This window comes from Murinocardiopsis flavida, from assembly GCF_003014485.1.
GTDB lineage: Bacteria > Actinomycetota > Actinomycetes > Streptosporangiales > Streptosporangiaceae > Murinocardiopsis > Murinocardiopsis flavida.
Map to the genome: position 1 here is coordinate 141,256 of NZ_PYGA01000011.1, position 21,523 is coordinate 162,778.

General features: G+C 74.0%; 20 protein-coding genes. 8 read left to right on the plus strand and 12 right to left on the minus strand.

The features are described from left to right. Nucleotides 1–65 precede the first annotated feature (65 nt). Together CLV63_RS16475 and CLV63_RS34600 are read right to left on the minus strand one after the other, a co-directional pair. Entirely contained in the window at nucleotides 66–386 is a 321-nt protein-coding gene (locus CLV63_RS16475; protein WP_106583917.1) for a hypothetical protein, read from the minus strand. Between the two features lie 276 nt (nucleotides 387–662). Continuing rightward, entirely contained in the window at nucleotides 663–929 is a 267-nt protein-coding gene (locus tag CLV63_RS34600; RefSeq protein WP_245928854.1) for a rhodanese-like domain-containing protein, read from the minus strand. An 18-nt stretch (nucleotides 930–947) separates the two neighbouring features. Between CLV63_RS34600 and CLV63_RS16480 the strand changes: the two genes are divergently transcribed. The 3 genes from CLV63_RS16480 (at nucleotide 948) to CLV63_RS16490 (ending at nucleotide 3,365) form a co-directional block, all read left to right on the plus strand. Next, complete coding sequence (locus tag CLV63_RS16480) at nucleotides 948–1,409, plus strand: TetR/AcrR family transcriptional regulator (protein ID WP_245928855.1); 462 nt, start codon at nucleotides 948–950, stop codon at nucleotides 1,407–1,409. Nucleotides 1,410–1,485: 76 nt separating this feature from the next. Continuing rightward, a complete protein-coding gene (locus tag CLV63_RS16485) occupies nucleotides 1,486–2,766 on the plus strand; it encodes a thymidine phosphorylase (RefSeq protein ID WP_106583919.1) in 1,281 nt (426 codons plus the stop codon). Nucleotides 2,767–2,960: 194 nt separating this feature from the next. Next, nucleotides 2,961–3,365 (plus strand): VOC family protein, encoded by a 405-nt coding sequence (locus CLV63_RS16490; protein ID WP_106583920.1) that lies wholly within the window; start codon nucleotides 2,961–2,963, stop codon nucleotides 3,363–3,365. A 15-nt stretch (nucleotides 3,366–3,380) separates the two neighbouring features. Here the strand turns inward: CLV63_RS16490 and CLV63_RS16495 are convergent, their stop codons facing one another. Continuing rightward, nucleotides 3,381–5,090 (minus strand): serine hydrolase, encoded by a 1,710-nt coding sequence (locus CLV63_RS16495; RefSeq protein ID WP_245928856.1) that lies wholly within the window; start codon nucleotides 5,088–5,090, stop codon nucleotides 3,381–3,383. A gap of 590 nt (nucleotides 5,091–5,680) precedes the next feature. Between CLV63_RS16495 and CLV63_RS16505 the strand changes: the two genes are divergently transcribed. Beyond that, nucleotides 5,681–6,526, plus strand: a complete 846-nt coding sequence (locus CLV63_RS16505) for a TIGR02452 family protein (protein WP_245928857.1) — start codon at nucleotides 5,681–5,683, stop codon at nucleotides 6,524–6,526. Between the two features lie 137 nt (nucleotides 6,527–6,663). Here the strand turns inward: CLV63_RS16505 and CLV63_RS16510 are convergent, their stop codons facing one another. Continuing rightward, nucleotides 6,664–7,986: an HNH endonuclease gene (locus tag CLV63_RS16510; protein WP_106583923.1), complete on the minus strand. Its 1,323-nt coding sequence runs from the start codon at nucleotides 7,984–7,986 to the stop codon at nucleotides 6,664–6,666. A 97-nt stretch (nucleotides 7,987–8,083) separates the two neighbouring features. Further along, nucleotides 8,084–8,791 (minus strand): TetR/AcrR family transcriptional regulator C-terminal domain-containing protein, encoded by a 708-nt coding sequence (locus CLV63_RS16515; RefSeq protein ID WP_106584029.1) that lies wholly within the window; start codon nucleotides 8,789–8,791, stop codon nucleotides 8,084–8,086. 88 nt (nucleotides 8,792–8,879) lie between these two features. Here CLV63_RS16515 and CLV63_RS16520 point away from each other — a divergent pair, with 88 nt between their 5' ends. After that, nucleotides 8,880–10,379, plus strand: a complete 1,500-nt coding sequence (locus CLV63_RS16520; protein WP_245928858.1) for an MFS transporter — start codon at nucleotides 8,880–8,882, stop codon at nucleotides 10,377–10,379. 13 nt (nucleotides 10,380–10,392) lie between these two features. Here the strand turns inward: CLV63_RS16520 and CLV63_RS16525 are convergent, their stop codons facing one another. The 5 genes from CLV63_RS16525 to CLV63_RS16545 all read right to left on the minus strand — a co-directional run bounded on the left by CLV63_RS16525 (nucleotide 10,393) and on the right by CLV63_RS16545 (nucleotide 16,577). Continuing rightward, on the minus strand, nucleotides 10,393–12,045 hold the full coding sequence (locus CLV63_RS16525; RefSeq protein ID WP_106583925.1) for a phospho-sugar mutase: 1,653 nt from the start codon (nucleotides 12,043–12,045) through the stop codon (nucleotides 10,393–10,395). Further along, on the minus strand, nucleotides 12,045–12,836 hold the full coding sequence (locus CLV63_RS16530) for a purine-nucleoside phosphorylase (RefSeq protein WP_106583926.1): 792 nt from the start codon (nucleotides 12,834–12,836) through the stop codon (nucleotides 12,045–12,047). Before CLV63_RS16530 ends, CLV63_RS16525 begins: the two co-directional genes overlap by 1 nt. An 891-nt stretch (nucleotides 12,837–13,727) precedes the next feature. After that, nucleotides 13,728–14,330, minus strand: a complete 603-nt coding sequence (gene lepB, locus CLV63_RS16535) for a signal peptidase I (protein ID WP_245928859.1) — start codon at nucleotides 14,328–14,330, stop codon at nucleotides 13,728–13,730. Nucleotides 14,331–14,856: 526 nt separating this feature from the next. After that, nucleotides 14,857–15,657, minus strand: a complete 801-nt coding sequence (locus tag CLV63_RS16540; RefSeq protein WP_106583928.1) for an ABC transporter permease — start codon at nucleotides 15,655–15,657, stop codon at nucleotides 14,857–14,859. Beyond that, nucleotides 15,657–16,577, minus strand: a complete 921-nt coding sequence (locus tag CLV63_RS16545) for an ABC transporter ATP-binding protein (RefSeq protein WP_106584030.1) — start codon at nucleotides 16,575–16,577, stop codon at nucleotides 15,657–15,659. The genes CLV63_RS16540 and CLV63_RS16545 overlap by 1 nt, the downstream gene beginning before the upstream one ends. A 168-nt stretch (nucleotides 16,578–16,745) precedes the next feature. Between CLV63_RS16545 and CLV63_RS16550 the strand changes: the two genes are divergently transcribed. Both CLV63_RS16550 and CLV63_RS16555 read left to right on the plus strand, forming a co-directional pair. Continuing rightward, entirely contained in the window at nucleotides 16,746–18,170 is a 1,425-nt protein-coding gene (locus CLV63_RS16550) for a sensor histidine kinase (protein ID WP_211301338.1), read from the plus strand. Nucleotides 18,171–18,258: 88 nt separating this feature from the next. Continuing rightward, entirely contained in the window at nucleotides 18,259–18,915 is a 657-nt protein-coding gene (locus tag CLV63_RS16555; protein WP_245928874.1) for a response regulator, read from the plus strand. A gap of 144 nt (nucleotides 18,916–19,059) precedes the next feature. On the opposite strand, the gene CLV63_RS16560 is transcribed toward CLV63_RS16555, so the two are convergent. After that, nucleotides 19,060–19,554, minus strand: coding sequence for an Lrp/AsnC family transcriptional regulator (locus CLV63_RS16560; protein WP_106584034.1), 495 nt, complete (start codon nucleotides 19,552–19,554; stop codon nucleotides 19,060–19,062). 141 nt (nucleotides 19,555–19,695) lie between these two features. Between CLV63_RS16560 and CLV63_RS16565 the strand changes: the two genes are divergently transcribed. Next, on the plus strand, nucleotides 19,696–20,190 hold the full coding sequence (locus CLV63_RS16565; protein WP_245928860.1) for a DUF2000 domain-containing protein: 495 nt from the start codon (nucleotides 19,696–19,698) through the stop codon (nucleotides 20,188–20,190). 621 nt (nucleotides 20,191–20,811) lie between these two features. Here the strand turns inward: CLV63_RS16565 and CLV63_RS16570 are convergent. Continuing rightward, nucleotides 20,812–21,345 (minus strand): GNAT family N-acetyltransferase, encoded by a 534-nt coding sequence (locus CLV63_RS16570; protein WP_106583930.1) that lies wholly within the window; start codon nucleotides 21,343–21,345, stop codon nucleotides 20,812–20,814. Nucleotides 21,346–21,523: the final 178 nt, after the last annotated feature.

Here is a 21,523-nt window from a genome sequence, read left to right on the forward strand (position 1 = left end):
CCCCGGGCGGGCCCGGCCGCCCGTCCCGCGTACCGAGCCTGCCTGCCGGACTCTCGGCCGGACGGTCACTTTGGCGGCCTGGGGTCGTTCGGGGACGGGCGGGGCCCGTTCCTGTGCACCTGCTCCGGGCTGAAGCCGTGCGGCAGGTCGCGGGCGGGGCTCCACTTCGATTCGGGGTGCACGATCCAGTCGGACACGATCTCCCCGTTTCGCCGCCCGAAGACATGGATCAGGCCGACCCCCGCACCGCCGACCACCAAGCCCAGCACCACCAAGAGCACATCGAGCCATCCGCTGTCAGGAATCTCGTGGCGCCTGGTGGACAGGGTGTCTGTCAAGACATTGACGATCGTGATCAGGCCAAGACCTGCCAGCACGACCCCCACTTTGACCACGGTGGGCGCCCGCCCCGGATGTTCGCGCCGCCGACGCCTGCTCCTGGCTGAGCCCATCGCCGCCTACCCCGTTCCCCGATCCCCGGCTGGTCCGCATCGGCCCCTACTCGGACGGGCCGGGCGGGCGCCCGGTTCCGGTACCGTGCACCCCCGGCCCGCTCCAGGACCCCTGCCGGGAACCGTGTCCGTCCCGACCCGGTTCCGGCCCGCTACCCGACCGCCACCGGCTACGGCACCACGGCGCCGAGGGCCGGCCCGGTAGGACGGTCAGGCCGGTTCGGTCGGCAGCCCGGCCACCGTCCAGTCCTCGATGCCTTCGCGGTACTTGCGGACGTCGGTGTAGCCGAGTCGCACGAGGCGGTCGGCGACCTGTCCACTGTTGGGGCAGGCGGGGTTGGGGCAGGCGGGGTTGGCGCAGTAGGTGACGATCGCGGCGCCGCGGTCTGGGAGCAGTGTCGGCGCCTTGGTGTCGACGTCGTCGCACGCAACCGCGCCGCAGTCCTCGACGCCGCGGCGCGGCTCTTCGCGGAACACGGGGTAAAGGACGTGTCCATGGACCAGATCGCCGCGGCGGCCGGCGTCGGCAAGGGCACGCTCTTCCGCCGGTTCACCGACAAGTCCGGGCTCGCCGTCGCCCTCCTCGACGAGCGCGAGCGCGAACTCCAAGGCGCGATCCTGTCGGGGCCGCCGCCGCTCGGGCCCGGCGCGCCGGCCGCCCAACGGCTGACCGCGTTCACCGGCGCCTACCTGGACTACCTGCTCGCCCACATCGATCTGGTGCGGATGTCGGAGACGGCCACGGCAGGCGCCCGGTACCGCATCGGCGCGTACCGCTTCTGGCACCGGCACACCACGATCCTGCTCGACGCCGCACACGACCCCGACCCCGCGGGCACCGCGCACACCCTGCTCGCGGCGCTGTCGGCCGAACACGTGGCCGGTGTCCTCGGCCACCTCGGCGAGGTCCGCCTCCGCGCCGCGATCACCCGCCTTGCCGCCGCGGTCGCGGCCTGACGCAGTGGGGCGCGCGGGCGGGTGATGGTGGATTAGGGTCGCGGGCACCGGTTCGGACACCACGCCTGGAGCGCCCATGGACGTCATCGACATCATCACCGCGAAGCGCGACGGGGGCGAGCTGTCGCCCGCGCAGATCGACTGGGTCATCGGCGCCTACACAAAGGGCGACGTCGCCGAGGAGCAGATGGCGGCGCTGGCGATGGCGATCCTGCTGCGCGGCATGACCCGGCCGGAGGTGGCCCGATGGACCGAGGCGATGCTGTCGTCCGGTGAACGGCTGGACTTCACCGACCTCCCGCGGCCCACCGTCGACAAGCACTCCACGGGCGGGGTCGGCGACAAGATCACGCTGCCGCTCACCCCGCTCGTCGCCGCATGCGGCGGGGCGGTGCCCCAGCTCTCCGGGCGCGGGCTCGGGCACACCGGGGGGACGCTGGACAAATTGGAGTCCATTCCGGGGTGGCGGGCCGCGCTGTCGCCCGCCGAGATGCGCCGCTGCCTGGAGGACGTGGGCGCGGTGGTGTGCGCCGCGGGATCCGGGCTCGCCCCGGCCGACCGCAAGCTGTACGCGCTGCGCGACGTCACCGGGACCGTGGAGTCCATTCCGCTGATCGCGGGCTCCATCATGTCCAAGAAGCTGGCCGAGGGCACCGGCGCGCTGGTGCTCGACGTCAAGGTGGGCAGCGGCGCGTTCATGAAGGACGTCGACGCCGCGCGCGAACTCGCCCGCACCATGGTCGACATCGGCAATGACAACGGCGTGCGCACGTCGGCGCTGCTGACCGCCATGGACACACCGCTGGGGCGGCAGGTCGGCAACGCGCTGGAGGTCGCCGAAGCTCTGGAGGTCCTCGGCGGCGGCGGCCCTTCGGACGTCGTCGAGCTGACGGTGGCGCTGGCCAGGGAGATGCTCGCCGCCGCGGGACTCGACGGCGCCAAGGACCCCGCCGCGGCACTGAGCGACGGCTCCGCCATGGACGCGTGGCGGAGCATGATCACCGCGCAGGACGGCGACCCGGACGCCCCGCTGCCGGTCGCCGCGGAGCGCACCCAGATCCTCGCGCCGTCGACCGGCGTGCTCACCCGGCTCGACGCGCACGCCGTGGGGGTGGCGGCGTGGCGCCTGGGCGCCGGCCGCGCCCGCAAGGAGGACGCGGTCTCGTTCGGCGCGGGGATCGCCCTGCACGCCAAACCCGGCGAGCAGGTGCGTGCCGGGGCGCCCCTGTTCACCCTGCACGCCGACGAACCCGCCCGGTTCGAGCGCGCCGCCGAACTGCTCGCCACGTCCTTCGACATCGACGGGCGCCACGAACCACTCCCCCTCGTCATCGAGAAGGTCGGCGCGACCGCCTGACCGCGGGCCGCCCCGCCCCCTTCCCGTCCCCCTTCTCGTCCCCCTTCCCGTCCCACGCTCTCCCCGGTCCGCCCACCCCGCCGCTCCCCCGCCCGTCCGCCCGGGCCGGGCGGTGCCGGAGCAAGCGGTGTTGGAGCAGGCCGTACCGGAAATGGCTGTACCGGAGATACCACCGCACGGAAGAAGATGCCGCGATGCCGTTCCGCACCCCGTTCCCACTCGTGTACACCGAGGACGTCGACCGGCTCGCCCGCTTCTACACGGGGATGTTCGGGTTCGACACGGCGTACCGGTTCCCGGCCGACCCGTCGGCGCCCGTGGAGTTCTGCCAACTCGTCCTCGACGGATCCGCACTGGGGCTGGGCCGCCCCGTCGACCCCGCGCACGGCGGCCCGGTGACCGCGTCCAGTCGTCCGGCGACTTTCGAACTGTGTCTGGCGACCGACGACGTCGACGCGGAGGTCGCCCGGCTGCGCGCTGCGGGCACGACCGTCCTGCGTGATCCGGCGGACATGCCGTGGGGCGAGCGGATGGCCTATGTGGCCGACCCCGACGGCCACCCGATCATGCTGTTCGCGACGCAGGCCCCGGGGAGCTGACAGCGCAGCCGCCGGTCACGGTGTGAGCCGGGGCGGCGCAGCGGCCGGTTCCCGTTCAGCCGTGCTGCCCGCCTCCGTCGCCTCGCCCGCTGGCCCGCCTGACGGCTCCCCCGTCGGTTCACTCCTCGGCTCCCGCCTCGTCTCCCCTGTCGGTTCCCCCATAGGCTCCCCCGTCGGCTCGCCTGCCGCCCTTCCGCCCGCCGCGGCACCGCGGCGGGCCCGGCGGCCGCGGAGCAGGTGCACGCAGCGGGCGACCAGCACGGCGGCGCCAGAGATCGCCGCGACGAGCAGGAACAGCATCAGTGTCGGCGCGGTGTACACCGCCCCGATCCATGGCAGGTCGCGTCCTCCGGCGAGCGGGGCGGACAGGCGGTGCACGGCGAGGGCCGCGAAGACCGTCGACACGTACGGCAGGCACCGGAGGGCAGCGCCCCACCAGGGACTGCCGGAGCGGCGCCGCGCCCACACGGCTGCGCGGCAGAGGCCGCGGACGCCGAGCAGCGCGGTGAGGGCGCCGAGCGCGAGCAGCACGACGTCCACCGCCATCAGGGCGGCAGCGGGCGGCGCCGGAGGCTCGGCCCCCTCGGAGAGCGCGATGAGGCCGGCCATGATCGCAACCGCGTCGCCTCGGCCCAGTCCGCTGCCCGCCATGACGGCGATGCCGTACCCGCTCTCCGGCAGCAGTGCCTGTTCCGCGGTGTAGGTGAACTGGATGCCGCCGTGCTGAATCGTCGGCGCGCCCCGCCCGGTGCGGCCCACTTCCCAGCCGAGAGCCTTCGTCTCCCCCGGTTCCGTGCCGTTGGGAGTGTGGGTCTGCTCGATGCCCTCGGCGGACAGGATGCGCCCGCCGCCGGGCCCGACCCCGCCGTTCTGCTGGGCGGCGAGCCACGCCGCCATGTCGTCGGCGGTACTGGCCATGCCCCCGGCGCCGTTGAAGAAGCTCTCCGGTTCGGGGAGGGACACGGGCACGCCGAGGACCGCGACGTGGCCGTCGGCGACGCCGGACGCCGCGACGTCGGCGGCGGTGTCGACGGTGACCGTGTCGGCCATGCCGAGCGGGGTGAAGACCGCGTCGTCCAGGAAGTCCGCGAACGGTTCACCGGAGACGACCTCCACCATCCTGGCGGCGACGTGGTAATTGGGGTTGTGGTAGTTCTCCTCCGTCCCCGGGTCCGCCACGAGCCGGACCCCGCTCAACCGCGCCACGGCGCCCTTCAGCGAATCGGGGGCCGGTTCCGACTTCTCCCTGAACCCGCTGTCCGAGAGCCCTGAAGTCTGGGTGAGCAGGTGGCGGACGGTGATCCGGTCGCTGCGCGGGTCGGCGGTGGTGAACTCGGGCAGGTAGGTCCGCACCGGCTCGTCCAGGCCGACCCGGCCGTCCTCGACCAACCGCATGACGGCTGCCCCGGTGAACGCCTTGCTGACCGACGCCAAGCCCATCGGGGTGTCGGCCGCCAACGGTTCCCCCGCCGAGTCGGTGCCATAGCCCGCGGTATGCACGACCGAGCCGTCCTTGGTGACGGCGACGGTCGCGCCGGGCAGCGCGGTGGAGTCGAGGTACTCCGCCATGTAGGCGTCGACCGCCTCGGGGGTGAGGCCGCCGGAGGCGGTGTCGGCGCGGGCCGTCCCTGGCACGGCCGCCCCGGCGGCGCAGGCCAGTGCGAGCCCGGCGGCGGCGACCCGCGGCAGCAGCGCGCGGACCCGGCGCCGCGCACGTGACGGCAAAGGGGGCGGTGCAGGTGACGGGGCAGGTGACGGGGCAGGTGAGCGCGCACCTGCTCGGGCCGCACCTGACAGTGCCATTCCAGGTGCGGGTGCCGTTCCGGGCGCGGGTGCGGCTCCAGGTGTGAGTGCCGGTCCGAGTGCGGGTGGGGACGGCGGGGCGGGTGTCGGATGAGGTGACGGGGCGGCGGCCATGGTGGACATGTTCGCCCTGTTGCCGCCCCCGGCCCCAGGGTGGCCGCCGTACGGTTCGGGTGTGGTTTTCCTCAGGGCGGACGGCGGCCGACGAACGTGCCGCGCCGAGAACCCCTTTCCGGGGCCGCCTGTGCCCCCATTGCCCCCGGTGCCCCCAGCGCCGCCAGTGCCGCCAGCGCCCCCAGCGCCCCCAGCGCCCCCAGCGCCGCCAGTGCCGGGGGCACCCTGTGCCCGAACGAGCGCCGTTTCCCGGATGACCCCCGGTGCCACCGCAAACCCGCCGTGCGCCCAAAGACCCGCCGTGCGCCTGAAACCCGCCGTGCGCCCGAAAACCCGCTGTTCCGGAGTGCGCCTGCTCCGGTAGCGTGCCGGTTCGTCCGTGATCGGAGGCCCCACCCGTGTCGACCATGCTGCGCGCCCGATGGCGGGAGACCAACGCCGCCGTCCAGCGGGGGTATTACACCTACGACGGGCGGGAGGTCGCCCTGAACCCGTCCCTCGGCCCGATGCGCCGCGGGACCCTGCTGTACCGGCCGGAGGACATCGCGGCCCTGCCGGACCCCGGACCCGCCGCCGGACCCGCCGCCGCGGCCGCGGCCGAAAAGGGCACGGCGGTCGAGGTCACGACCGAGTCGACGCTCGCAGCCGCCCGCAGGCTCGCAGTGTCCGGCGGTGTCGCGGCGCTGAACTTCGCCTCGGCCCGCAACCCCGGTGGCGGGGTCGTCAACGGCGCCCGTGCCCAGGAGGAGAGCCTGGCGCGGTCGAGTGCGCTGTACGAGAGCCTCATCCGGTGTCCCGCGTTCTACGAGCACCACCGGGCGGAGCGCGACCTCCGCTACTCCGACCGGATCATCTACTCCCCCGGCGTCCCGGTGTTCCGCGACGACAATGGCGCGTGGCTGCCGGAGCCCTACCTGGTGGACTTCCTGACGGCCGCGGCGCCGAACAGGCGGATGATCGAACGCAACACGCCGCACCTCGCCGACGGCGTCCTGCCGGCGCTGCGGCAGCGTGCGCGCGGCGTCCTCGCCGTCGCCGCGGCGAACGGGTGCACGCGGCTGGTCCTCGGCGCGTGGGGGTGCGGGGTGTTCGGCAACGTGCCCGCCGAGGTCGCCGAGGTGTTCCGCGCGCATCTCGCCGCGGAGTTCGCCGGTGCGTTCGCACAGGTCGTGTTCGCGGTGCTCGACCGGCCGGACGGGCCGACGGTGGCGGCGTTCAGGGACGCGTTCGAGACGGGCGGCTGACCGCCGGAGCGCCCCGGGTCCGCGGGTGCGCATGCCGAGGGCCTCGCAGAGGTGGGGCACTCTGCGAGGTGCTCGGCGCGGGCGCTGCTCCCCCGGCGCGGGCGCTCCTCCCAGCGCGGGAACTATGGGCGCCGGGGTCAGGCCGCCATAGGCGGGGCCGGACCCGTGTGGTCGGGCGGGTCGGTGCCACCGGGGGGATCGGCGCCTCCGGGAGGATCGGTGCCCGCCGTTCCGTGATGCGCAGCCTCGCGCATGTACTTGAGGCGGTTGTGGCGCCCGCAGAGCAGCTGGGCGTTGGCGAGGTCGGTGCGGCCGCCTCGCCACCAGGGGATGCGGTGGTCGAGCTGGCACCAGCGCGCCGGGACCCCGCACCCTTCGTGCCACTGGCAGGTGGTGTGGTGCTCCAGCAGGGCGTCCCTGATGCGCTTGGGGAAGAGCCTGCGCGCCCGGCCGAGGTCGATGGGGTCGCCGGTGACCGGATCGATCACGACCCGGCGCAGGACGCAATCGGAGGCGAGCGCCTGGGCGAGTGAGCCGGGGACGTCGGTGTCGTGGTCGGTGCGCGCGGGCTCGGCGCCGTCGGTATCGCGCAGCCGCTCAAGGCTCACGCCGAGGTTGATGTGGGGCCGCGCGCCTCCGCCCGAGGGGGCGGTGTCGGCGTGGGCCAAGGCGTGCTCGGCCATGGACATCATGGCGTCGAAGTAGCGCTGCTGGGCGGTGCGGTCGTCGTCGGGCCCCGGCGGGCACTGGAACATCTCGACGGCGCTGCGCCAGGTGAGCGCCGAACCTTCGTCGCCCCAGGCTTCGAGGTGGAACCCGGCGTCGAGGGACTGCGCGAAGCGTGCGCCGCGGGTGGCGTAGCGGTCGCGGTACTGCTCCTCGCGGGTGCGGGGGGCGACGCGGGACAGGATCTCGGCGCCGAGGCGGCGGATGTCGCGCAAGGTGACCCCTGCGGCCATGGCGGCCGGGACCAGGTGCTCCTCGCACGCGGTGCGGAACTCGGCGGGGCCGTCGAACTGGTCGGCGGGGTAGTGCGGCACGGCGTTCTCGACCGCCGCGATGATGGCGCCGACCGCGGCGATCGAGAGGTCGCCGCGGTGCGCCGCCGCGACGGCGAGCGGGTAGTCGGGGCCGTGTTCGGCGATGCGCGCGAGTGTGGTGGCCTCGGCCATAGGGCGGCCGGTGGTGGTGGCGATCCAGTCGGCGAGGTTGCGCCGCCCGGCGCGGGCGAGCGCACCGCTGGCGGCGAAGCGGGCGGCCTGTGCCGCCATGGCGAGATGCAGGCGGTCGATGCGCCCGGCCAGGGCGGTGATCTCGGCACCGAGCTCGTCGGCCGCCGCGGCCGGGAGGTCGGCCTCGGCGCCCTCCTGTGCGAGGGCCGCCGCGGTGTCGAGCATGCCGAGCATGCGCGCCGGGCGGGACCCCGGCGCGAACGCTGCTCTGCTCGACGTGTTCTCCATACCTCCACGGTAGACACCCGCACCCCCGCGCGAAAGAAATTCTCGACGCCCTGTGGACACCCGATAAAAACCCTTCTACCTGCGAAAACGCGGTTGTTCAGGTGTGTCCTCCATGTGCGGCGAGGCCGTCGAGCAGGAAGGCCGCCGCCCGGTCGAAGTGGTCCTCCCAGTCGTTGCGCAGTGAGGGTGCGTGGGCCGCGAGGGTCGGGTAGTGCGCGGCGCTGCGGCGGAGGTGGTCGTTGAGGGCGCGCCGGGCCGTGGCGGGGTCGCCGTGCCGCCAGGCGGTCTCGGTGGCGGCCGCCGCGATGACGTGGTGGGACACCGCTGCGGCGGCCGCGGACAGGTCGGGCCCGTCGAAGCCGGCACCGGCGAGGGCGGTGTAGACGAACTCGGAGCGCGCCAGTGCGTTGGGGCCGATGAGGGGGCGGCTGCCCGCCAGCGCCGCCGACCAGGGGTGTGCGAGCAGCGCGGCGCGCAGGCCCCCCATAAAGGCCGCGACGTCGTCGCGCCAGGCGGCGGCGTGGGCCGCCGGGAGGTCGATCTCGCCGAACACGGCGTCGAGGGCCAGGTCGAGGAGTTCGTCGCGGTTGGCGACGTGCCAGTAGAGGCTGGTGGCGTGGACGTCGAGGGTCTCGGCGAGGCGGCGCATGCTCAGCCCGGCCTCGCCGCTGCCGTCGAGGACGGCGACCGCGGCGGTCACGATCCGTTCGCGGGTGAGCGCGGGCGCGTGGCGGGCGGGGCGCGGTTCGCGCAGCCACACGGCTCCGGGCACCGCCGGGCCGGCCTGGGTCGGCTTGGAAGTCATGGCCTCCACCGTACCCCGCGTCTCCTACGGCAATGGGTTCACCTACAGTGTATGAGTAATCAACACTCGTAGGAGGATAGCGATGGGCATGGCGGCGACAGAGGACCGGGCACAGGGGCACCCGCGGCGCTGGTTGATCCTGGTCGCGATCTGCGCCGCGCTGCTGGTCATCGTGGTCGACAACACGGTGCTCAACGTCGCGCTGCCGTCGATCGCAGCGGCGTTCGGCGCCTCAACCGCCGAGCAGCAGGCGGTCGTCGACGCCTACGTGGTGGTGTTCGCCGGACTCCTGATCGCCGCCGGCGCCGCCGCGGACCGATACGGCCGCCGCCGCGCCATGCTGGCCGGGCTCGTCCTCCTCGGCGCGGCGTCGGCCGCCGCCGCGGTGGCCTGGTCGGTCTGGTGGCTGGTGGCGATGCGCGCGCTCATGGGGGTGGGCGCCGCGCTGGTCATGCCCGCCACGCTCGCGGTGCTCATGCAGGTGTTCCCCGACCGCGAACGGCCGAGGGCGCTCGCGGTGTGGGCCGCCGTCGCCTCGGTCGCCATGGCGGCGGGGCCGGTGCTCGGCGGCTTCCTCGTCGCCGCGTGGAGCTGGGCCGGAGTCTTCCTGATCAACGTGCCCGTGGTCGCCGCCGCCGTCGCGGCGATCGTGCGGCTCGTGCCGGGGTCGCGCGACCCGCACGCCCGGCCCGTGGACCCCCTGAGCGCGGCAATGGTCACCGTGGGGATGGTCGCGCTGACGACCGCGGTGATCGTCATGGGTGAGCACGGCCCCACCGCTCCGGCGGTCGCCATCGGGTTCGCCGCTGCGGCAGCGGCGCTGGCCGTGTTCGCCCGGCGCCAGGCCCGCTCGGTGGCACCGATGGTGGACCTGTCGCTGTACCGCGACCGCCGCTTCGCCGGGGGCAGTGCCGCCGTCGCCCTGCTCACCGTGGGAACCGGCAGTGCGCTGTTCGTCCTCACCCAGCACCTGCAACTCGTCCTCGGGTACTCCCCGCTGGAAGCCGGGGTGGGCGTCATGCCGCTCGCCGCCGGAACCGTGCTCGGGTCGATCGCGGGCGGCCGCGCCCCGGAGCGCATGGGCCACCGCGCCCCGATCGTCCTCGGTTTCACCGCAACGGCCGCCGGGTTCGTCCTCCTCGCCGCGCTGACCCCGACCAGCCCGTACCTGCTGGTGGCCGCCGGGCTGCTCCTCGCCGGCTGCGGCACCGGATTCGCCGGCCCCGCCGCCACCAGCACCGTCCTCGGCGCGGTGCCCACCGAACGGGCCGGGATGGGGTCGGCGCTCAACGACACCCACCAGCAGTTCGGCATCGCGATGGGCGTGGCGGTCATGGGCAGCCTGCTGGCGGCCGTCTACCGCACCGGGCTCCCGGACGCGGTGCCCCACCGGGTGGCGGGCTCCCTCGCGGCGACCCTCGACTACGCCGCCGAACGGGCCGGGGGCGCCGACACGGCGGCGGCCGCCCGCGCGGCGTTCACAGCGGCGCAGACCGCGACCATGCTCACCGCCGCCGGGTGCGCCCTCGCGGGGGCGGTCATCGCGGGGCTGGTGCTGCGGCGCGACCGGCCGAACGGCGCCGGGTAGCCGGCGCCCGGGGTCACCCGGCGCCGATGAGCGCGGCGACGCCCTCGCGCAGCTCCCCCATCAGGGCGTCGCACTTGAGGCGGGCGGCCGCGGGATCGGCGGCGGGCGGCACGACGACCTCCAGGTACGCCTTGAGCTTCGGCTCGGTGCCCGACGGCCGCAGGACCACGCGTCCCGCTGCGGGGCCGCCGAGCCGGTACCGCACGGCGTCCGTGGGCGGGAGACCCCCGAGTCCCTGCGCGAAATCGTCGACGGCCTCGACACGGAACGGGCCGATACCCGACGGAGCGGAACCCCGCAGGCGGACCATCGCGGCGTCGATGACCGCGATGTCGCGCACCCGCAGCGACAGCGGGCGGGTCACGTGCAGCCCGAAACGGCGAGCCTGGTCATCGAGGAGGTCGAGGAGGGTACGCCCGCCGGCCTTGGCATCGGCCGCGATCGAGGCGAGGGCGAGCGCCGCCCCGATACCGTCCTTGTCGGCGACCGGGCGGCCGTGGTCGCCGCCGAGGCAGTACCCCAGTGCCTCCTCGTAGCAGAAGACGTTGGGGTGCGCGGCGCCGCCGGCGCGCACCAGCCACTTGAACCCCGTGAGGGTCTCGGCGCTGCGCACACCGTACGCGGCGGCGATCTCGGGGAGCAGGCCCGCCGAGACGATGGTCGTGGCGACCAACCGCCCGGGGTCGCTGGTGTGCCGCAGGACGTGCTCGGCGAGGAGCCCCCCGACGTCGTCGCCAGTGAGCAGGCCATGCCCCGGGACGGCCACCGCCAACCGGTCGGCGTCGGGATCGTTCGCCAGGACGAGGTCGCTGCCGTTGCGCTCGCCCGCCGCCATGGCGAGATCCATGGCGCCCGGCTCCTCGGGGTTGGGAAACGCGACGGTCGGGAAGTCGGGATCGGGCTCGACCTGCTCGGCGACCGGCACCGGGGCGGGGAACCCCGCGCGCTCGAACGCGGCGAGCAGGGTCGCGGCGCCCACACCGTGCAGCGGGGTGTAGGTGACCGAGACGTCGCGGGCCGCGCCCAGCGGCAGCGCCGTGACCGCGGCGAGGTAGGCGTCGACGGCGTCCTCACCGAGGACCTCCGGGGCGCCGCCCAGCGGAAGGGAGTCGACCGGCCCGGTGGAGTCGATGGCAGCGGAGATCTCGGTGTCGGCCGGCGCCACGATCTGGCTTCCCGCGTCGGGGCCGGAACCGCCCACGTACACCTTGTAGCCGTTGTCCTCGGGCGGGTTGTGGCTGGCCGTGACCATGATGCCGGCGTCGGCCGCGAGCGCGCGCACCGTGAACGCCAGGACCGGGGTCGGCAACGGGCGCGGGAGCAGCAGCGCGCGCAGCCCGGCACCGTCGAGGACAGTGGCGGTGTCGCGCGCGAAATCGGCCGACCGGTGCCGGGCGTCATAGCCGACGACGACCGTCCGCCCACCGCCCAGCCAGCGGGCGACCCCCGCAGCCGCGCGCATGACCGTGACCCGGTTCATCCGGTTGGGGCCCGCCCCCAGGGCCCCGCGCAGGCCGGCCGTGCCGAATCGCAACCGCGAACCGAAACGTTCCGCCAGCTCAGCGGGGTCGCCGGAATCGAGCAGCGCCTGCAACTCGGCACGGGTGACCGGATCGGGGTCCTGAGCGAGCCAGGCCCGGGCCTGCGCGCGCAGCGTCTCCGACATCAGAGCCGCCCGACGATGGCAGCCAGCAGCGCACCGACATCGGCCGCGGCCGCGCGGCCCGCCTGGAGCACCTCGCCGTGGTTCAGCGGCTCACCGGACAGGCCTGCTGCGATGTTGGTGACCAGCGACATGCCGAGGACATCGACCCCCGCCTCGCGGGCCGCGATGGCCTCCAACGCCGTGGACATGCCGACAAGATCGGCGCCCATAGCGCGGAGCATGCGGATCTCGGCCGGGGTCTCGAAATGCGGGCCCGGCATTGCGGCGTACACGCCCTCGGGAAGATCTGCCGCGGCGTCCCGGGCCTTCGCGCGCAGCGAGGCCGTGTACGTGTCGGTGAGATCGACGAAACTCGCACCCGACAGCGGCGAACACGCCGTCATGTTCAAGTGGTCCGCGATGAGGACCGGGGTGCCGACCGCGAAATCGGGCCGCAACGACCCCGCCGCGTTCGTGAGGATGACCGCCGAGGCGCCCGCCGCGGCCGCAGTGCGCACGTTATGCACCACCGCGTCCGTGCCGTGGCCCTCGTACAAGTGGGTGCGGCCCAAGAACACGAGCAGGCTGCGCTCGCCCCCGACACTGCGCACCACCCCCTTGTGCCCGCCGACCTCGGGCGACATGAACCCCGGAAGCTCCGCAACGGGGAACTCCACGCCGTCGCCCAACGCATCGGCCGCGGGAGCCCACCCCGAACCCATCACCAACGCCACGTCGTAGGAATCGACCCCGGTACGGGACCGCAGCTCATCGGCTGCCTGCTGGGCTGTGTGGTGCGGGTTACTGGTCACTGGCTGGTCTCCTCGACTCGGGATCGGACTGGGGCGGGTTGGGGCGGGTTGGGGCGGGTTGGGGCGGGTTGGGGCGGGAGCGCGGGTGGTGGCGGGGTGGGACCGGGGTGGGAGTAGGTCGGAGCGGGGCGGGAGTGAGTGGCAGTGGGGCGGGGGTGGCGCGGTGGCTCGGGAGTAGGGCGGAAGGTGCGGCGGATGTGCGGCGGTAGGGGCGATAGTGGGGCGAGCCTGCCGGAGAGAGAGCATGCCCCACCCCTTCCGGGGGCAGACCACCCTCGAACCGACCCGCGCTGAAATCCTGGCGCCTGTCGAGCCTGTTCCGCAATGTCGACGCGGGAGTCTGTGGAAAACCAGCGCAGGCGCCCCACTGTCACGAGGGAGCGCCCCGGCGGGCCGTTCCCGCCAGCGGGCGGCGGGGTGGCGGGACGGGCGGGGTGGCGGGACGGGCGGGGTGGCGGGACGGGCGGGGTGGCAGACGCTTCGGCGCAAGCCGGTCGTCCCATGGCACGGTCGCGCCCCGCTCTCGTCCCCGTCCGAGCCATGGGACGCGGCGCGGGCAGGTCGTTCCCGCCCGCTGCCCGCTCCGCCCGCGTACGGGCGGAGCGGGCCGTCGCCCGCGGCCGCACCCGGACCGGAATTCGAGCCGGAACCCGGATCGGTATCCGGATCGGCATTCGGCCCAGGGCCCCGCTCGGCAGCCGGGGCAGGCGCCGGCCATGGCACCGGGTCGGACCAGCTCGGCCCAGGAGCGTCACCCGTCCCGGAACGGCCCGGACCGGGACGACCCGACCCGACCCGGAACAGCCTCCAACCCGGCGGCCTCGCAAGCCCGGCCTGGGCCGGCCTGGGCCGGCCACGGTCCCGGGGTCGGTCCCGAGTCCGGAAAGGCCCTCAGGAGTCCGGGAGGCGCCCGAAACGATCGAACGGCCAGTGGATCATGAACGCCTTGCCGATCACCGAGGACTCCGGGATGGTCCCGTCGCTGCCCGGGTCCGTGCTGTGCCCGCGCGAGTCGTGCGAGGCGCCGCGGTGGTCGCCCATCACCCACAGGCGGCCCTCGCCGACGGTCACCGGGCCGAACTCCTGATGAGTGGAGAGGCTGTCGGGGAACAGGTAGGGCTCGTCCAGCGGCTCCCCGTTGACGAGGAGGCGGCGCTCGGAGTCGCAGCACTCCACCGTGTCGCCGGGCATCCCGATGACGCGCTTGGTGTAGTCCGTCCCGCTGAAGAATCCGAGGATGCCGCCGGACGGGACGAGGTCGGCGGGTTCCCACGGGTCCGGCCCCGGGGGCTTGTCCCAGGACTCGTCGCCGCTGAACACGATCACGTCGCCGCGCTGCACCCCGTTCGCCCGGTAGAACAGCTTGTCGACGAACACCCGGTCCCCGATCAGCAGCGTGTTCTCCATGGACCCCGACGGAATGGAGAACGGCTGCACGATCCAGGTCTGGACGACGAGCGCCAGCGCGAGCCCTATGGCGGCGATGACCGCCATCTCCCGCCAGGACGTGCGGTCCGAGCCCTTCTTCCCTGCGTCCTTCCCTGCGTCCTCTGCGGAGGATCCCGGGGACTCCGAGGACTCCGAGTGCTCCGGAGACTCCAGGGATTCCTGGGGCTCCGGGGACCCCGGGGACGTGCCCGGCCCCGTGTCGCCATCGGCACCGGAGGCCGGACCAGAGCCGGGTCCGCCGACGGAGCCCGGCCCGCCCATGTCCGAACCGCCCGGCGCGCGGCCCCGATCCGACTCTCTCGCCGCCCGCCCCGCGCTCGGATCGCGATCCGGGAACCGTTCCGCCCCGGGCGTGTCGCCCGCATTCTCCGGGGGCGCCTCCCTGCGGATCTGCCCGCGCCGTTCCGACTGGGCCAACCCTATGCCAGGCGCCCCCTCCGCCTTGTCGGGTTCCCCGCCGGGCCCCGCCGACCCACCGCCCGAACCCGTTCCGCTACCCGAACCCGTTCCGCCGCCCGATTCCGCTCCGCCGCTGGAACCCGTAACGCCGATGGCAATCCCCTCCTCGATGTCACACGTCGCGCCTTGAAATGGCGAGCGACGCAACCCCGACCGCCAGCACAACATAGCCCGCCATGACCGCCGTGGCAGCTAAGGGCGACAGGACACCGGCGTCGGCGAACGGACCGCTGACGGGGTTGGGACCCTCCCGTGCGACCGAGGCGAGCTGGCCCGGCAGCGCCGGCAGCATCATGGAAGCGGCTTCGTCCGCCCACGCCTCCGGGAGGAACTGGGTGAAGGTCGGCACGACGAACAGCAGAGCGCTGAGGACGACCAGCGGCACCGCCGTCGAGCGGAGCGCCGTCGCCATCCCCAGCCCGAGGACGGCGATGAGGGCCACCGAGAGCCCGGAGGCCAGGAGCATCGGGAGCTCGTCGGTGAACGACGCGGTGTGGTTCGGGAGGGGCCGGTCACCGACGACCCACCGGGTACTGAGGTGGATGGCGATCACGGCCGCCGTCCCAGCGAGGAGGGAGACCGCGGCGACCACCGCGGTCTTCGCGGCGAGCAGGCGGCCCCTCCGCGGTGTCGCGGCCATACTGGTGCCGATCATCCCCGTTGCGTACTCGGCGGCGATCGCCAGGGTGCCGTACACGCCGAAGCAGAGCTGGATCATGGGCAGCAGGTAGCGCTCCATCGGGATGGCGGCGAAGGTGGCCCGCCGTTCGGGGGGCAGCCCGTCCCACACGTTGTTCGCCATGACCATGAACAGGACCCCGGCGAGGATCAGGGACGCGACGACGGCGAGGACGGCGCGGGTGGAGCGGACCGAACGGGTCTTGTCCCATTCGGCGGCGATCGTGTCGATCATCAGGCGGCCTTCGCGTTGTCGGTGTGTCCCCGGAAGCGCACGCTCGCTGCGGTCAACCGCAGGTAGGCGTCCTCCAGGCTGGTCTCGCGGCGCGCCGTCTCGTACAGGGGGATGCTGTGACGGTGGGCGAGGTCGCCGATCGCGTCGACGTCGAGCCCTTTGACGCCCAGGCCGCCGTCGGCTTCGGCCGCCACCTCGGCCCCTGCGGCGCGCAGGACGCCGGCGAACTCGTCGGGGCGGGGCGTGCGCACGAGGATGCCCGGGTCGAAGCGCCCCGTCAGCTCGCGCACGGTGGTGTCGGCGACCAGCCGCCCGTCGCCGACGATGACCAGGTGCTCCGCTGTCATCGCCATCTCGCTCATCAGGTGGCTGGAAAGGAGAACGGTGCGCCCCTCCGCTGCCAGCGACCTGAGGAGCCCGCGGATCCACCGGATGCCGTCGGGGTCGAGCCCGTTCACCGGCTCGTCGAACACGAGCACGCGGGGGTCGCCGAGCAGGGCTGCGGCGATGCCGAGGCGCTGCTTCATGCCGAGTGAGAATCCGCCGACCCGGGTGCGCGCCACGCCCGCGAGGCCGACCTGTTCGAGGACCGCCGCGACCCGGCCGGCGGCGATTGCGTTACTGCGGGCCAGCCAGCGGAGGTGGTCGTGTGCGGTGAGGCCCGGGGACACGGCGTCGGCGTCGAGGAGCGCGCCGACCCGGTGCAGGGGGCGGCGGATCTCCGTGTAGCGGCGGCCATCGACCAGCACGCGGCCGGACGTGGGCCGGGCCAGGCCGAGGAGGACCCGGATCGTGGTGGTCTTGCCTGCTCCGTTGGGTCCGAGGAAACCGGTGACCCGTCCCGGTTCGACAGTGAACGTCAGCCCGTCGACGGCGGTGGTGCCGCGGTAGCGCTTCGTCAGTTCGCGTACTTCGATCATGCGCCCCATGGTCGGCCGCCGCGGGCGTGCAGCGGATCGGACCGGTGTCCCGGTTTCGGCCGCGACCACGGGCCGAGCAGGGGGCGGCCTGAGCGCCGCGGCTCTGCCTCGAGGATGTCGGCCTGCGGTCCGAGGCGCCGCGCCGGTGGCCCGGATACCGTTGCCCGCGTGAGCGGAATCGACGGCGGGCAGACTACCGGCGGGCGGGCCACCGGCGGGCGGGCTACCGGCGGGTCACCCGGACACTCGCTGCTGGTGCTGGGCGATGCCGTCGCCGCGGTCGTGTACTTGGCCGTCCTGGCCGGGCAGGTGCTCGCGCGGGTCGGCGACGGCGCCTCGGGGCTGCCGTTGTGGGCCGACCTAGTCGTTGTGGCGGGCATGAGTGTGCCCGTCGCGCTGCGACGGTATCGGCCGGTCCCGGTGTTCTGGGGCGTCCTGGCGCTGTCCGTGGCGGCGGCGCTGCTGGGTGTCGTTCGCGAGCCCATGGTGGGCGCCGCGCTGACGCTGTACACCATGGCGGCTGCGGACGCCCGGCGCTCGTGGGTGCCCGCGTGGATCGTCGGTTCGCTGAGCGCCGCCGCCGCGGTCCTCCTCGTGCTGTCGGGCCCGTCCCGCGGGCCGGGGATCGAAGCCGACATGTCCGTGGGGGTGGGGGTGCTGCTGCTGGCGTTCTCCTGGTCGCTGGGGCGGGGCACGCGCGACCGGCGGCTGGCCACGGAGCGGTTCGCCCGGCAGCACGCCGAGCAGGCGGTGGCGGAGGAGCGGCTGCGCATCGCGCGGGAGATGCACGACGTCGTCGCGCACAGCCTGGGCCTGATCACCGTCAAGGCCGGGGTCGCCAACCACGTGGCGCAGGCCAGGCCGGAGGAGGGCCGCGACGCGCTGCGGGTCATCGAGAGCACCGGCCGCGAAGCCCTCATCGAGCTCCGCCGCGTCCTCGACGTGCTCCGCTCCCCTGCGGAGGGCTCCGAAGCGGAGGCGGCGCCGGCGCCGCCGGCCCCTGATCTGGCGGGTCTGCCCGCTCTCGCCGAGCGGGCGGCGCTCACGGGGGTGCGGGTGGACCTGGAGGTGGACGTGCCGGTGCGGTTGCCCGAGGGAGTCGCGCTCACGGTGTACCGGATCGTGCAGGAGGCACTGACCAACGTCGCGAGGCACGCGGCGCCGGCGCGTGCCTCGGTGCTGGTCGCAGCCGATTCCGGGGACGTCCGGGTCGAGATCGCCGATGACGGCCCCGGCGCCCGCACACTGCCCGACGTCCGGGGAACCGGCGCCGGGCACGGGCTGATCGGCATGGCGGAGCGGGTGGCGATGCATCATGGGACCTTCACCGCCGGGCCGCGGCCCGGTCGGGGCTTCCGCGTCGCGGTGGTGCTGCCGGGAGCGGGCGGGACGCCGGTACCTCCTGCGGGCGCCGATGTGCGGACACAGCAGGTCGGCGGCGCAGAAACAGCCGGCGCAGAAACAGGCGGCGCAGAAGCAGCCGGTGGAGAACCAGGCGGCGAAGATGGGCGGCGGAGCAGCGGGCATGGCCGTAGGGCCGAGCCGGGCAGCAGAGGCGGCGGGCGGGGTGGGCGGGGTGGAGCGAGTGGGTGACACGGACGCGGCGCCCGGGGTGGCGCCGGGCGGCACGGCGGACCCGGCCGGGAACGCGCCGCACGCAGGGGAACCGCGGCCGACCACGGTGCTGATCGCCGACGATCAGGCACTGCTGCGGGGCAGTTTCCGCGTGCTGATCGACGCGGCACCGGGACTCACCACTGTGGGCGAGGCGGCCGACGGGGCGCGCGCCGTGGACCTGGCCCGACGCGAGCGCCCCGATGTCGTGCTGATGGACGTCCGGATGCCCGAGGTCGACGGGATCGAGGCGACCCGGCGGATCTGCGCCGATCCCGATCTCGCCGGTGTCCGGATCCTCATGCTGACGATGTTCGACCTGGACACATACGTGTACGCGGCGCTGCGGGCGGGGGCGGGCGGGTTCCTCCTCAAGGACGCCGCTCCGGCGGAGCTGCTGGATGCGATCCGGGTGGTCGCCGCGGGCGACGGGCTGCTCGCACCTTCGGTGACGCGCCGGCTCATCGCGGAGTTCGCACGCGCACCCGAGGTTCCCGCGTCTCCGCGCGCGGAGCTCGACGGGGTGACCCAGCGGGAGCGGGACGTCCTTGTGCTCATCGCCCGCGGGTTGTCCAACGCCGAGATCGGCGCCCGCCTGCACCTCAGCCACGGCACCGTCAAGACGCACGTGGGCCACCTGCTGCGCAAGCTCGGCGCGCGCGACCGCGCCCAGTTGGTGATCATCGCGTACGAGGGCGGCGTGGTCACGGCCGCGCAGCGCTGACGCCCGGCATGGCCCCCTGGACACAGGCAGATTGTCCACGGGCAGGCTGTTCACGGGCAGATTGGCCACGAGCAGGTCGTCCAAGGGCAGGTCGTCCGAGGTCTGGACCGGAAGCGCGGGGACGACCGGATGCTGTGTGCCCGGTCAGCGGGGCGGGCCGTGGGCGCGCGTGCGGGTGGGCGGCACGGGGTCGATCCGGGGCGAGCGGACGTGCTCGTAGACCACGGAGGTCTGCACGTCGGCGACCTCGCGGCGCTCGGTCAGCCGGTCGATGACGAACGCGTACAGCCCGTCGGTGTCGGGCACGGCCACGTGGATCAGGAAGTCGTGGCTGCCCGATGTGACGAACAGGCCGATGACCTCGGGCAGCCGCGCCGCCCACTCGCGGAAACCACTGATCATCGCGCGTGAGGGCGGGCGGATCCGCACCGATATGAGGGCCTGAACCGGGCGGCCCACCGCGCCGAGGTCGACTTCGGCGCGGTAGGAACGGATGACGCCGCGTTCGCGGAGTGCCCGCACCCGTTCCAACGAGGTCGACGGGGAGACGCCGGCCGCGGCGGCGAGGTCGCGGTTGGTCTGCCGTGCATCGTTCTGCAACGCGCGCAGCAGCGCCAAGTCGAGCGCATCAAATTCCATGGACACCGCGATCTCCCTCATATCGTTCGCCGACGTTCGACATAGCCAGCATGGATACCTAAGTTATCCCGGAAACCACCGAACCTATGACGAATGCGCACCAGCCGTGCGCCGCGTCCGGAGAACCCAAGGAGCCGCGCCGTGTCCCAGACCGCACCGGCCGAAACCATGCCCGCCGCCTTCACCGTCCCCGACGACGTGGGCGCGTTGGACCAGCCGACCCGCAGCCAGAAGCTCCGGTGGGCGATCGTCGTCGACCGGTCGCTGCCGGCGGGGCTCGCCGCGAACGCCGCCGCGTGCATGGCCGCGGCCGTCGGCAAGGCCGCGCCCGGCCTGGTCGGCCCCGATGCGGCGGACGGCGCGGGGGACGTGCACAGCGGGCTGCCGTGGACGGGCTGCCTGGTTCTCGCCGCCGACGGCGACCAACTCCAGGCCCTGCGGGGCGCCGCCACGCGCGCCGAGGGCGTGCTCGTCGTCGACATGCCGCGCGCGGCCCAGGCCACCAGCGTCTACAACGAGTACCTCGACGCGATGGCACACACCGGACACGACGAGGTGGAGTACCTGGCTGTGAGTGTCGTCGGGCCGCGCAACCGGATCGCCAAGCTCGTCGGCAGGCTTCCGCTGCTGCGCTGAACGGGTAGCGTCTTACTCCGGATTACTCCGGGCCGCGCGGTCCGCGGTGTTCCGCCCCGGAATCCGTGGCGCGGCTCGCCCCCGCGCCGAACCGAACCGCTGAAACGCGACCCGCATGAGCACCGACCCGGGCCGGAGTCAGCACCCTCCGAGCACGTTCGGCAGGGTCACCGGTGCCGTCATGTTCTTCGGCATCGCCGCAGTCTGCTTCTGGTACTCCATCATCGACGGCCTCACATTCGGCTGGGTGGTCGGACCGCTCATGGTGGGCGTCGGGATGCTGTACGTGCGGCTTGCGGTGCGAATGCGGCGTGAGACCGCCGCCAAGCAAGCCGCGCTCCGCGACCGACAGCGCGGGCGCCGATCTCCGGGGCCGGGGTCCGGCGGGCGTTTCTCCGCACCCGCGCAGCATCAGTACTGCGGGGCTCCCGAACGCCGCTCCGCCGCGCCCGGGAGCCCCGCACCCGTCACAGGGTCCGCACCCGCCCCAGGGACCGCCTCCAGGTCCGTACCCACCGCAGGCGCCTCCTTCGCACTGGCCCCCGCATGGGCCCCAACCCGGGCCGCCGTACCGGTGACGGTGGGGTGCACCGCGGGCAGGCTGCGGGAAATGGCCGAGGGTCAGCGGGCTATGGGCCTGCGCAGTACGAACTGGGGTCCCATGTCGCCGTTGAGGTAGCGGTCGCCGGTGTAGTCGAAGCCGCCTGCCAGGTAGGCGCGGATGGCGGCGGGATTGCGCTCATTGACGGTGAGCAGCACCGTGTCAGCGTCGGGCGCGACGTCGCGGGCGATCGGGTCGAGTGCGTTGCAGGCGGCGCGGCCCAGACCCAGCCCCTGCCGCGCCGGATCGATGTAGAACGCGCGCAGGAGGACCGCGCGTTCGGGGTGCGGGGTGAGTTCGGCGAGGTTGCCCCGCCGGTCGAGGATGCCGAACCCGACGGCCTCGCCTTCGTTCACCACGGCGAAGGGGACCCGGTTCGGGTCTGCGTCGGCGCGGGGCAGGGTCTCGTGGGCCGGGTCGGCGAAGTGTCGGCCGGGACCGAGCCTGAGCCGGACGACTGCGGCACGGAGTCCGGCGGCGCGTTCGGAGCCGGTGTCGAGCCGGACGAGTTCCGGGGCACAGCGCGCTGTGCGGGCGGTTCCGTTCTGGCTCATGTCCGTCCTCGTGTTCGGCATCGTGTCCGCCTCCGGAGGGGGTGGCAGGTCACGAGGGCCAGTATGCCTTCCTGCCGGTTCCCGTCCGGGCGCGGCCCCGCCGGGCACCGACACGGAGGCCGACGGGAGCCCGACCGGCACGCTGCCGCGCGGCGCGGCCCGGAGCACACAAGACCCG